This is a genomic window from Streptomyces sp. NPDC059224, from assembly GCF_042754285.1.
In the GTDB taxonomy this organism is placed as follows: domain Bacteria; phylum Actinomycetota; class Actinomycetes; order Streptomycetales; family Streptomycetaceae; genus Streptomyces.
Genome location: NZ_JBHZAN010000025.1, coordinates 64,627 through 76,888, shown reverse-complemented (window position 1 = coordinate 76,888; position 12,262 = coordinate 64,627). Strand labels below are relative to the sequence as shown.

Below are 12,262 nucleotides of genomic sequence, written 5' to 3'. Positions count from 1 at the left end.
GAAATCCACGATGGGCAACGACCCCAACCTCACCTTTCTGGGGACCTTTTTCAGCGCCCAGATCGAGCGGCTGCGCAACGTCCGCGACGACCGAGGCGCGATCTCGATCGAGACGATGATGATCGTCGCGGGCCTCGTCGTCGTCGCCGCGATCGCCGCCGGCGTCATCCTCACCAAGGTCAACGAGAAGGCAGACGAGATCAAGTGATCTGCCTTCGCCGGACTCTGCGTCGTTGGTCCTGCGCGCTCGTCGAGCGCAACGCGCGGGACCGCGGAGCGGTGTCTCTGGAGATGCTCATCGTCTTCCCTGTCGTGCTGCTGATCATCCTGCTGGTCGTACACGTCGGCCTGTGGTGGCACGCGCGCAACGTGGCGATGTCCGCCGCGCAGCTGGGAGTTGAGTCCGCCCGGGTACGAGGGGCGTCCGCAGGGACCGGCACCGCCGAGGCCCGGGAGTTCCTCTCCAGGGCCGGCGGCAGCGTCTCCGGCACATCCGTGAGCGGGAGCAAGGGAGCGACGGTGACCATCCGTGTCACCGGCTACGTCGCCACCATGATCCCCGGCCTGAACCTGAAGATCGACCAGCACGCCGACGCGGCCGCCGAGCGCATCACGGAGGCCCGGTGACCATCGCCGAACGACTCCGCGATGACCGCGGCGCACTGTCGCTGGAAGCGGTCATCCTCTTTCCTGCCCTCATTCTGGTGCTGCTGCTGGTTGTCGCGTTCGGCCGGATCGGGTCCGCCGACAACGCCGTCGACACCGCGGCTCGCAACGCAGCGCGCGCAGCGTCGCTGGAACGCACCGGCGGTGTCGCCAGTACCGCCGGATCGGAAATGGCGCGCAGCGTGCTCAGCCAGCAGGGACTGCAGTGCATGTCCACTTCGATCTCCGTCTCCACCGGCGGGTTCGCCGCGCCGATCGGTGAGCCCGCCTCGACCACCGCCACGGTGACCTGTGTGGTGCGCCTCTCGGATATCGGATTGCCCGGGCTGCCCGGTTCCAAGACTCTGACCAGCAGCTTTACCTCATCAATCGACTCCTACCGCCAGCGCGGCTGACAGGACCACCGCATGCCACCCGCCCGCTTCGCCCTCACCCACCGGATCCGTCGCGCCCTGCGCAACGACCGGGGTGGGATGAGTGTGTTCGCCCTCGTGACCGTCGTGGCGCTCTTCGCCGTGGCCGCGCTCGTCTACGACGGCGCCGGCAGGCTGCGAGCGCTCACCCACGCCGAGGGCGTCGCGCACGAGGCAGCCCGAGCTGGCGGCCAGGCGGTCGATGCGGGTAAGGCGATCTCCGGCGAGGGCATCCGCGTCGACCGCAACGCGGCCGTCGCCACGGCACGGACCTACCTGAGCCACGCAGGGGTCAGCGGCACGGTGAGCGTGAGCGAGGACGGCGGGTCCCTGGAGGTCACAGTGACCGAGTCTTACCGCGCCGTATTCCTCGGCGGGGCCAGCGGCTCCGTCACCGGCCACGGCAGCGCCAACCTCGTCTACAGGGGGTGACGATCATGAGAAACCGCAGTGCCGCCGCCCTGGTCCGTGCGTTCCTCGCCCTCGTGGCCCTGATCGTGCTCCTGGCGGGCGTGCCCGCCGTCCTGCTCGGAATCGGGGTCCTGCCCGACCACGTCCCCGGCCTCGACGAAATCACCACCGCGCTCACCAGCCCCGACTCCGGCCAGCTGTTCCTGGGCGCCATCACCCTCATCGGCTGGTACGGCTGGCTGAGCTTCGTGGTCTCGGTCGTCCTGGAGGCGGGCGCCGCGCTACGCAACGTTCGGGCGCCCCGGATCCGCCTGCTGGGCGGATCCCAGCAACTCGCCGGCGCCCTCGTCGGCGGCATCCTCGTCCTGCTGCCGACCGGCACCGCGATGGCAACCCCCGCCACTGTGGCCACGGCCAGCGTGACCGCCCTCGCCCACTCCGCGACGGCCACCACTGCCAAGGCCGCGTCCTCTTCTTCCGCGGCCTGGAGCGGCCCCGTCCACCACGTTCAAGAAGGCGACACCCTTTGGGACATCGCGGAGAAGCGCCTGGGTGCCGGAATCGAGTGGCACCGGATCATCGACGCCAACGAAGGCGTACGCCAGGCGGACGGCTCCCTCGTCACCGCCGACACCATCGTCCTGCAACCTGGGTGGACCCTGCGCCTGCCCACCGACGCCTCCCCCGACCCGACCGCCGACCAGGGCGGGGCACGGGCACAGACCATCGGCTTCAAGGCCGCGGCCCAGACCCACACCGTGCGCGCGGGCGAGACACTGACCGGCATCGCCGAGGACGAGCTCGGCAACGCCGACGCCTACCCCCGGATCGTCGAGGCGAACAAGGGAGTCAAGCAGGACGACGGGCGCGCCCTCGAAGACCCCGACGAGATCTATCCCGGCTGGAAGCTGCAGATCCCCACCGCAACCGGCAGCGACCGGAGCGACTCGAAGCCGGACGAGGCGCAGCCGCCACAGGAACAGCCCACCGACCAGGACAAGGCCGAGGAGCGGCCCGGCGCCAAGCAGACTCAGCCACCCGTCCAAGACGATTCGGGCCCGGCCGCTGACAAGGGGGAGAAGGGCGACCAGGCCCACGGCGGCCAGGGCGCGGACAAGGACCAGCAGGACGGTGGGCAGCCGACCGCCCGCCCCGACACCCCGAGCCAGCCGCCGGCCGCGCAGAGCCCGGCGCCCGACCGCGAGCGGGAGCAGCACGGCACGCCCACCCAGGTGCCCGAGGCGCACGACACGGAGGAGTCCGGCGACAGCGCCGACACGAGCGTGCGGACGATCACCGCGGCCGGGAGCATCCTGGCCGCGGCCGTCCTCGCGGTCGTCGCCACCCGACGGGCGCACCAGCAGCGCCGACGGCGCCCCAAGCGGCGCATCCCGATGCCTTCCGGTGTGACCGCCGACTTCGAGAAGCAGCTGCGCGTGGCGTCCGACATCACCGGCACCGCGCGCGCCGACCGCGCCCTGTGTACCCTGGCCGCGAACTGCCGCCAGAACGGCCGGCCTCTGCCCGAGGTCGAGGCGATGCGCATCACCGCGCGCGGCATCGAGCTCCACCTGGCCGCCGTCACCCCGCCCGTCGCTCCGTTCACCGAGCACGAGGACAACCCAACGGTGTGGGTGTGCCCCGCCCGCGGCGCGGCCCTCCTCAACGAAGACGAGGCCGCCGACATCACGGTGCCCTACCCCGCCCTGGTCAGTCTCGGCGAGACCGGGGACGGCGACGCGGTCCTGGTCAACCTGGAGGCCATCGGCCTGCTGCGTCTGACCGGCAGCGCGGCCGACGTCCGCGCGGTCATGCTCGCCCTTGCCGTCGAGCTCGCCTCCTCCCAGCTGGCGCCCGACACCCAGGTCCTCCTCGCCGGCGCCGGAAGCGACCTGCATCACCTCTACCCCGACCAGATCGAGCACCACGCTGATCTCGGCCCCGCCACCAGCGACCTCCAGGCGCACGACGCCTTCCAGCGCCAGGCCCTGACCGACGGCGGCCACGACCACCTGCGGGCCGCCCGGCTGGTCGAGGACGGCGGCGACACCTGGATCCCCCGCATCCTCATAGCCACCGCCCCGCCCACCGGCGCGGCGGCCGCCGAGCTCAAGGACCTCCTCGCCTCCCGGCCCCGCACCTCGGTCGCGGTCGTAACCGCCGCAGGCGGCGAACTCGACCTGCCCGGCGCCTGGACCCTGCCCGCCCAGCCCGGCACCCTCGTCGAACTGCCCGACCTGGACCTCGCGGTCAAGCTCCAGCACCTGGACGCCGACTCCTACGACCGGCTCGTCCAACTGATCGCCACCTCCAGCCGCACCGACGACGTCCCCCCGCCGGCGTGGACCGGTCACACCGGCCCGGCCGATACCAACGGTCCCCGCTCCACCTTCACCGTCGGCGAGGACTCCGCGCTCGCTCCGGAGACCTCTGCCGTTCCCGCGGTGACCACGGTCACCGCCCAGGGCAGCGGCCTGGCGACCGCTGTGCCGAGCTTCACCGGCTTCTCCGCCGGCCGGACGCCCGACAACGCCCTGACCGGCAGCGGCGACGACTGGCAGGAGGAGGACGGCAGCGCCCTTTCCCCCGCGGTCGCGGGCTCCCCCGCCCCCGACGAGCCAGCCGACGACACCGACAGCAACTCCGCTGGCGAGCCCACCGGCTGGGAGACGCCCGAGCCCGCTGAGGAAGACGGCCTCGAGGAGGCGTCCGCGCTGGGTGCCGAGGTGTGGGACACCGCCGAGCCGAAGCAGGACTTCGAAAAAGTCCTCGACGAAGTGCTCGGCGAGCGCGATGACGACTCGCCGCTTCAGCCCGACGAAGAAGAGGTCGGCTCTGGTCTGTCCGCCGACGCGCTCGGCCACGGCCCGGACGAGGAGGAGACGCAGGAAGGGGACTCGGCCATGACCGGCGACCAGGACGAGGACGAGTCCGGCCTGACCGCGGCCGCGCTCGGCGAGACCATGGCATCCGCGAGAGCGGCCGAATCGCGGATTGTCCCCCGTCCCAGCGCCGCGACCTCCACCGTGCTGGCCGCGCTGGCCACCCCGCCGGCCGAGCCCGAAGACCCCCAGGTCCAGGTCCTCGGCCCGGTGACACTGGCCGGCGCGCAGGGCCGGGTGGGCAGCAACCGGCGCAACCACCTTCTGGAGATCGCCGCCTGGCTCGTGCTGCACCCGGGCCTGGGCCGCCAGGACCTCGACAACGCGATCTGGCCCGGGCTGCGCAAAACCTCCAGCACCCGCAACACCGCGATGTCGCGGCTGCGTTCCTGGCTCGGCCCCAACCCTCACGTCCCCGCCGACGACCCCCGGAGGGCCTATCTTCCCGCGGTCACCGACGGCATCTACCGGCTCGGCCCCGCCGTCACCTCCGACTGGGACCGCTTCAAAGAGCTGTACCAGCAGGGCATGCACCACGACGGGCAGGACGCCGACGTCGCCCTAGCCCACGCCCTGGCTCTCGTGCGCGGCCGGCCCTTCGCGGACATCGATCCCTCCAAGTACTCCTGGGCGGAAGCCGACATCCAGGAGATGATCAGCGCGATCGTGGACGTCGCCCACGAGCTCGCCGAACGCCGCCGCCATGTCCGCGACTACCGGGCCGCAGCCCAGGCTGTCACCAAGGGCATGCTCGTGGACTCCCAGAGCGAGTTGCTCTACCGGGACCTCTTCACTGTCTGCCACGAGATGGGCGACCGTGAGGGCCTGGAGCGCGCCGCCGCCCAACTTGCACGGATCAATGCCGAGGAAGGTGTCGGCTCCTCGCCTGAGACTCGTGGCCTTCTACGCACGCTCCTCAAGGGCGAGAGGAACAAGCCCACTTTGGGGGCCGCGGCCTCATGACCGCGAACTGCTGGAAATTACCGGCCGCCGGTTTCACTCCGCTCCGCTCGATCACACCTGTAGAGAGCGAGGGGCCTCTTCGGCCGACCATCCGACGAAGGAGACCGCGCGCATGATCCGCCGCCGACAGCACGCCGCCGTCCAGCCCGTCGGGCCCACCACCGCAGCGGGCCACGCCGGGGAAGGAGGCCGCCGATGACTACCGTTCCGTGGGCGCTGCCTGCCGCCCTCACTGCGACCGGGATCGGCGCCGCGGCCGCTGTCGCCATGGTGCTCGGCAACCGGCGCAGAACCGCCGAACAGAACCTAACCGCCGAGGAGCGCACCCAGCTTGCGCTCCAGCACCGCAACGCCTGGCAGCGCCGCCTCGCCGTGATCGCGCTTGGCGTCGGCTGCCTGATGATGTTCGTACTCGCCGGCATCGCCGCCTGGCTCTCATTCGGGGCACAGCGCGATTACGCCCACGTCCACAACGGCGGCGACTGGGACGCGGCGACAGGTTTCGCGCTGCTCTTGGACGCTGGCGCCCTCAGCCTCAGCTTGATCCGCTTCTTCGAGGCCCTGACCGTGCGCTCCAGCGCGATCACTCGGATCCTGCTGCTCGGGTTCGTCTCCGCGTCGGCGGCGATGAACCTGCTCGACGCTCCCGAGACTGGCAGCGGCTCCGCACTCCTCGCGATCGTTCCCCCGCTTGTATACGCGGTCCTGCTCGAAATGCTGCTCTTCAAGATTGAGCAGGTGATCATGGGTCGGCAGGAGCGCCGCAAGACCGACAGGGAGCGGGCCTACAGCCTGCTGCTGTGGCTGCCTTGGCCGATAGGCGCGCCGGTCAAGATGTGGAAGGCGTGGCGGACCGAGCTCCTGGCGACCGTCGACAACGTCCGCGTGATCGGCTCCCAGCGCCCCCGCCCGTACCCCGCCGCAGCCGAGGTGACCGTGGAACGCGCCGACTCCGTCGTAGACGCCCCTGCAGCCGGCGCTGCGTCGGTCAACGCCCTGCCGCCCCCCGCGCTTCAGACCACCGCCGGGAAGGCCGAGGAGCCCCCATCGGCTCATCCCGCTGCCTCGGCATCCGCGCCGGCCATCACACCGCAGCAACGGGAGGCGGCCACGGAGGAGGCCCGGGGGCCGACGGCGCTAGCCGAGCCGGGTCCTGTGGCAGTTCCCGAAGCGGCGGCAGAGCCTGCCGCGGCCGTCGCGATGGGCTCGACCGCCAGTCTGCCCGGCGAAGAAGAGTCGCAGTCCACTCGTGAAGATGCCTCCGGCAACAAGGAGGAGCCCGAGGACCAGGAGCCAAATCTCGAGAACATCACCTCTCCGGACGAGGAAAGCCGCGAAGAAACTCGAACGCGGCTGAGCACCGACATCGACCTCTCGGTACTGCCGAAGAACCTCTCCCAGCGGCAGCGAGCCGAGCGGATCTACGTCGCCCACCAGGCCGCCGGCCTTGCCCTGTCGCAGGCCGACCTGGGCAATTGGGCCGGGTACAAGAACCCGAACTCCGGTGGCAACGAGTATCGCCGCCTGGAGAAAGAGCACGGCCCCATCATCGTGCGCGTGGGCGCCACCCACGTCGACCTGAAATGGTCTCACCAACCAGTAACCGTCTGACCGTCCGGCTCACCCACCACCCCAGCCGGCACGATCCCGGGCCCGGAAGGGTGAACTGGAGTCGGTCAGGCTGATCGGCCGCCGACAGCCAGACGCCAATCCGGCCGAAATAGCCCTCTCACATCTTCTGATCATTAAGCTTTCAGGAGCGCGCTGGCCGTCGCGTCCCCCGTGCGCGACGGCCAGGGCCGTTTTCGTGAATAGCCGTGCCGATCTTTGTCCGCCGCCTCCTGGTCGACGGGATTGAACCGTGAGTGGCAGGGCACACAATCCCGTGCGCGGGTGGTCGAGCGCGATCCCGGCAGTGCCTCGCTTCGTGAAGCGGCCCGCAAACCTTCCGCCGCCCGTGCCCACGCATCCGAACTGCGTGCCCGTTCCCACGCCGCGGCTTTGGAAGAGGCTGATCCGGTTCACCCGGCGGAGATGATTGCAAAAACACCGGATCGTCGCTGGCGGGTTGCCACAGGTTGCCCCGACGTCAACCAGCACGAGCAGCCCAGAACGATGCCCGCCACGTGTGTGGAGATCGCCTCGGTAGGACTCAGCGGGTGACGCTGTTCTGCTTGAGGACGGTCGCGAGTGAACGCACCGTCGGGTTGCTGTAGAGGGCGCGGAGCGGTATAGCGGGAATGTCTCGATTGCGGGCCTCAGCGGCGAGTTGTACTGCGGACAGGGAATTTCCGCCCAGTTCAAAGAAGTTTTCGTCGAGCCCGACAGGCACACCAAGGATGTCCTGCCAGAGGGCCGCCAGGCGGGCAGCCAGCCCGGATGCCTTCCTGTCAGCGGTGACAGTGCGGGTTTCTATCGCTGGGCGCGGTAGGCGGCGGGCGTCGAGCTTGCCGTTGACGGTCAGAGGGAGTGAGTCGAGTGCGGTGATGGTATTGGGCACCATGAACGCGGGCAGAAGCCTGGCTGCGCGCTGCCGGACAGGGGCGGTATCGACATCTGCTTCGGTGGTCAGGACTACGTAGGCGTCGATGCGTGTGCGTGCGACACTGCTGTCCAGGTCACCACCGAGGACCACGGCGCAGGAGGTGACGCAGGGGTCTTCGAGCAGGACGTTGCGGATCTCGTCCAGCTCGATTCGAAACCCTCGGAGCTTGACCTGGTTGTCCAGACGCCCAAGGTGCTCCAGCCGCCCGTCGGGAAGTAGACGGCCGCGGTCACCGCTGCGGTACATCCGGCCGTCGGCGAAGGGGTCGGTGACGAATCGCTCGGCTGTCAGCTCAAGCCGGTTCCAGTATGTGAGCGCTACTCCTTCACCTCCGACATGGATCTCTCCGGGTGCTCCGGGCGGCAGGATGCGGCCGCGCCGGTCGAGGACGTACACGTGCCATCCGGGAAGGGGCGGGCCTACTGATCTGGTTGCGCTGAGTACTTCGTCGCGGCCGATGGCTTGTGCCGTCACGTGGACCGTGGTCTCGGTGATGCCGAACATGTTGACCAGCCGGCACTGTGACTCGGGGTAACGGTCGAGCCAGTTGCGGAGGCTGCCGGTGTCCAGGGGCTCGCCGCCGAAGACGACCAGCCGCACCGGGAGCTTCGTGTTTTGTTCCTGGTCCGCGGCGGCCAGTTGGGCGAAGGCGGACGGGGTCTGGCTGAGCACGGTCACCTGCTCCTGCACGAGGAGGCGGTGGAACTGTTCTGGTGAGCGGGAGTCCCAGTAGGGCACGACGACCACGCGGGCCCCGGTCAGCAGGGCACCCCAGATCTCCCAGACGGAGAAGTCGAATGCACCGGAGTGGAAGAACGTCCACACGTCGTCGCAGGTCAGTGCGAAGTCCGACCGCGTTGCGTTCATGAGGGCGATGACGTTGCGGTGCGGTATGACGACGCCCTTGGGCCGGCCGGTGGAGCCTGAGGTGTAGATGATGTACGCCGGTGATTCCGGGCCGCGTTGCGGAACCGGGAGGTCGGGAGCCGCGGCTCCGGCTGCATGGAGTGCATCGGGCCTCACCAGGCTGGACGATACGCCAGCGATCTCGATCAGCTCGGTGATGATGGTGGCGAGTCCGGCGTCCTCGATGGTCTGGGCGAGGCGTGCGGCCGGGTAGGCGGGGTCCATGGGCACGTAGACGGCATCGGCGAGCAGGACGGCCAGGAGACAGACGATGAAGTCGGCTGACCGCTCCAGACAGATGCCGACGTGGTCTCCGGGTGCAACGCCGTGGGCCCGCAACCCGGCCGCCAACTGCGTCGCCCTGGTGTGGACCTGCTGGTAGGTGAGCCGGGTTGTGCCGTGGGTGACGGCGATCGCGTCGGGAGTCAGCGCCGCCTGTTGGGTGAAGACACAGTCGATCCTGGCGGGCTCCCACGGCAGGGCGGTTCGTGACCGGCCGAGTTCGGCGACGGCTTCCCGCTCCGCGGCGTCCAGGAGGTCCGCATCGTCGGGGACGGTGTCCGCAGGCTGCTGCGAGATCCAGGCGTGAACCCGGGCGACCTGGCCGGCGAAACGCTGGGCAGCGGTCTCGCCCACCATGTCCGGCTGACGGTGTACTTCGAGCTGCAGAGTCCCGTCCTGAGCACGCCGGGGGACCAGGGTGAGCGGGAAAGGAGCGGTCTGGCAGGGCAGGTACCCCTCGGGGACCTCTGGGAGGACCCCCACCAGCACACGCCCGTACGCTCGGGAGATCGGTACTCCGCCTTGGTCGCTGCTGTAGCGCAGGGCAGGATCCGTGAGGAGTTGCCGCGCCCGGTCCAGCAGATCGCCGATGCGCCGGTCGCCGGTGAGGTCGGCGGGAAAGAGCGCACCGAATTCAAAGGATCCCAGGACGTCTTCGGGCCGGTCGGGATCAACTGAAAGTGCAGCGACCATTGGCCTTTGCTGATCCTCGTATCGCCCGAGAACGATCGCTGCCGCGACCAAGAGCCCAGCCTGTATGTCCTCGACCGTGTGATCGAGGCGAACCCCGGGCGCAGTGCCGACGGAGCCGGTCGCGATACCGCGGGGAACGGGCGCACCCCAGGCGGGGACAGTGCCGAAGTCGGCGTTCTGGAGGCCATCGCTGTCACCTTCTTTGCCCGCTGCCGGCCATGAGGGGTGAGCTGTAGCGATACGGGATACCTCGTGGCCGCGGGCCAGGGCTTCCGTAGCCGTCCGAAGCGACGGTGCGTCGAGGACGGCGCGGTGACTGACGAGGATGAGATCGCTGACCTGGTCGGCATAACGCAACAGCAACACGCGGACTGGCGGGTATTCAGGCGCCTGTGATTCCAGGGGGCGGCGCAACTCGGTGTGCAGTCGCCGTCGTGCGACCGGGGAATCGGACACAAACGGGACGTCGTCGCACCAGAATCCCTGCGCCGCGACACTCTTAGGGCCGCGCAGCTCCGCGATGCGGCCAACCAGCGTGCTGACCGACTCCGCGACGCCGGCCACGCTCACGCTCCCAGGCAACCGAACGTGCCATGCGTGACAGTGCATGGGGGCCGCGTTCTCGTTTACGGGCAGCGGCGATGTGGTGCCAGTGAACACGGCCGAATCCCCCGAGGTATGCCGGAATCTCACCAGTGCGCGAACAGATAAAGCCTTTGTAAATCCTGTGGATCTCAAGCCAGTCGAAGCGGGCCTCAGGCGCAATTCCACCACCTAAAGAGAGCCCCGTCGATCATCTCCGCACATCACAGGCACGTCAACGGAATATTTCGCGTCACACATACTCGGCTGCAAACCGAAACATGCGCGCCCGATTCCATCCCCTTGGACAGCTTCAGTGACGATCGGAATCGTATTGAATCCGGACGTACGCGACCTGATGCATGATGAGAAACCAGCCACGATATCTCCTCGTGTGAGCCAGGTCACATTGATCGGTTGGCGTCGCAATGCGCAAGATCGAACGTCCGCCAAGTACAGCCCGCGCCATAGAGATTTGCGTCAAACACGGGCGCGGCCCCAGTGCAGTAGCTGCTCCATCATCTGAGGAATCCTGTAGTCGGAGTGCAGAAGGGCATCGGTGTCGACCAATCCGTTTGACAGTGGCCGGTCGGGGGCATTCTTCGTGCTTGTCAACGACCAGAACCAGCATTCACTCTGGCCTGCCGAATTACCCATTCCCGACGGATGGTCGGAAGTGACCAGCGGTACCCGGCAGGAGTGCCTGAACTACGTCGATTCGCATTGGACCGATATGCGTCCGGCCGGGCTGATTGAAGCGCGGTCTGGCTGACGGCTCACAACGCCGGTGCCAGGCGCCACAACGCGCGGCCCGGTGCACAGCCGGCTCATCCATAGTCCTGGCAGCCAAAAGCGGGGGAGTCAGCTCCAGTGTCAAGTCCCTCTACAGATACCTCCGTGCCCGCAGGGGCCGGGTATTTGCCGTCCGCCTCGCTCGACGAGTACATGTCCCATACCGCCGCGGAGCACCCGGCCCTGCACGGCCTGATCGACTCCGCACGGGCGCGGTCCCCCCGTCTGCTGAAGGCGCTGGTGTCCGTCACGAACGAGTTCGACTCCGATGAGACCGGCCGCGGTGACTCCTACCGGCGTGCGCAGCGGGACGCTTCCGTGCGCTGGACCGGAGCCCGGCAGCTTCTGCAGTTGGCAACGCGTACCGACTCGCCCGGTGACGTGATTCTCCTCGATGTTCTCGGCGGTGACGGCACCATCGCGCGCGCGGTTGCCGACCGGGCCGACAATCCCCTGGCGAAGCTCTACATCATCACCGGTGACATCTCCGGTGAGATGGTGGCCCGGGCCCTGGCCCTTGGTCTGCCCGCGGTACGGCAGTCCGCGGAGGCGCTCCTGCTCAGGGACGCCTCGATCGACGCGACGCTTCTCGCGTACGGCACGCACCACATCGCCCCTGCCGACCGCCCGCAAGCCGTCCGCGAAGCGGTGCGCGTGGTGAAGCCGGGCGGAAAGGTCGTCCTCCACGACTTCGACACGGCCAGTCCGATGGCCCGGTTCTTCACCGAGGTCGTCCACCCGCACTCCGCCGCCGGTCACGGCTACGCCCACTTCTCACGTGCCGAACTGTCTGCGCTCTTCGCTGAGTTGCCGGTCAGCGCCAGCGTCCTGGACGTCTACGACCCTCTCATCGTCGAGGCGGACGACCGCGAGACGGCCTGCGCCCGCATGTGCCGGTACATCGCCGACATGTACGGCGTGCAAGAAGTGTTTGCCGCCCACCGTGACACCGCTGCCTCGTGGGCCTTCCTCGAGGAGATCTTCGACCACTCACGTTATGCCGCCGAACTCGTCGACGCCCCACCCGGGGTTCCGCACCGGCCGTTCCTGTACGAGTCGGGCGGTCGCTGGTTCGCCGAAGTGCCGCGTATGGCGATCGTCGCCGTCGCAGAGAAGCGAGCGTGACG

General features: G+C 68.8%; 9 protein-coding genes. 8 read left to right on the top strand and 1 reads right to left on the bottom strand.

Annotated features, from left to right (window positions below; genetic code table 11):
• The first annotated feature begins 10 nt into the window (after positions 1-10).
• The 6 genes from ACFXI4_RS27290 to ACFXI4_RS27265 all read left to right on the top strand — a co-directional run bounded on the left by ACFXI4_RS27290 (position 11) and on the right by ACFXI4_RS27265 (position 6,946).
• Positions 11-208, top strand: coding sequence for a hypothetical protein (locus ACFXI4_RS27290; RefSeq protein WP_384995670.1), 198 nt, complete (start codon positions 11-13; stop codon positions 206-208).
• 71 nt (positions 209-279) lie between these two features.
• Positions 280-627: a TadE/TadG family type IV pilus assembly protein gene (locus ACFXI4_RS27285; RefSeq protein WP_384995667.1), complete on the top strand. Its 348-nt coding sequence runs from the start codon at positions 280-282 to the stop codon at positions 625-627.
• On the top strand, positions 624-1,061 hold the full coding sequence (locus tag ACFXI4_RS27280; protein ID WP_384995665.1) for a TadE/TadG family type IV pilus assembly protein: 438 nt from the start codon (positions 624-626) through the stop codon (positions 1,059-1,061). Before ACFXI4_RS27285 ends, ACFXI4_RS27280 begins: the two co-directional genes overlap by 4 nt.
• A gap of 12 nt (positions 1,062-1,073) precedes the next feature.
• On the top strand, positions 1,074-1,511 hold the full coding sequence (locus ACFXI4_RS27275) for a hypothetical protein (protein ID WP_384995662.1): 438 nt from the start codon (positions 1,074-1,076) through the stop codon (positions 1,509-1,511).
• Positions 1,512-1,516: 5 nt separating this feature from the next.
• A complete protein-coding gene (locus tag ACFXI4_RS27270) occupies positions 1,517-5,335 on the top strand; it encodes a LysM peptidoglycan-binding domain-containing protein (protein ID WP_384995660.1) in 3,819 nt (1,272 codons plus the stop codon).
• Positions 5,336-5,530: 195 nt separating this feature from the next.
• Positions 5,531-6,946: a DUF2637 domain-containing protein gene (locus tag ACFXI4_RS27265; protein WP_384995657.1), complete on the top strand. Its 1,416-nt coding sequence runs from the start codon at positions 5,531-5,533 to the stop codon at positions 6,944-6,946.
• A 541-nt stretch (positions 6,947-7,487) separates the two neighbouring features.
• Here the strand turns inward: ACFXI4_RS27265 and ACFXI4_RS27260 are convergent.
• A complete protein-coding gene (locus ACFXI4_RS27260; protein ID WP_384995654.1) occupies positions 7,488-10,331 on the bottom strand; it encodes an amino acid adenylation domain-containing protein in 2,844 nt (947 codons plus the stop codon).
• 571 nt (positions 10,332-10,902) lie between these two features.
• Between ACFXI4_RS27260 and ACFXI4_RS27255 the strand changes: the two genes are divergently transcribed.
• Together ACFXI4_RS27255 and ACFXI4_RS27250 are read left to right on the top strand one after the other, a co-directional pair.
• Complete coding sequence (locus tag ACFXI4_RS27255; RefSeq protein WP_384995651.1) at positions 10,903-11,115, top strand: MbtH family protein; 213 nt, start codon at positions 10,903-10,905, stop codon at positions 11,113-11,115.
• A 125-nt stretch (positions 11,116-11,240) separates the two neighbouring features.
• Positions 11,241-12,260 (top strand): class I SAM-dependent methyltransferase, encoded by a 1,020-nt coding sequence (locus ACFXI4_RS27250; protein ID WP_384995648.1) that lies wholly within the window; start codon positions 11,241-11,243, stop codon positions 12,258-12,260.
• Positions 12,261-12,262: the final 2 nt, after the last annotated feature.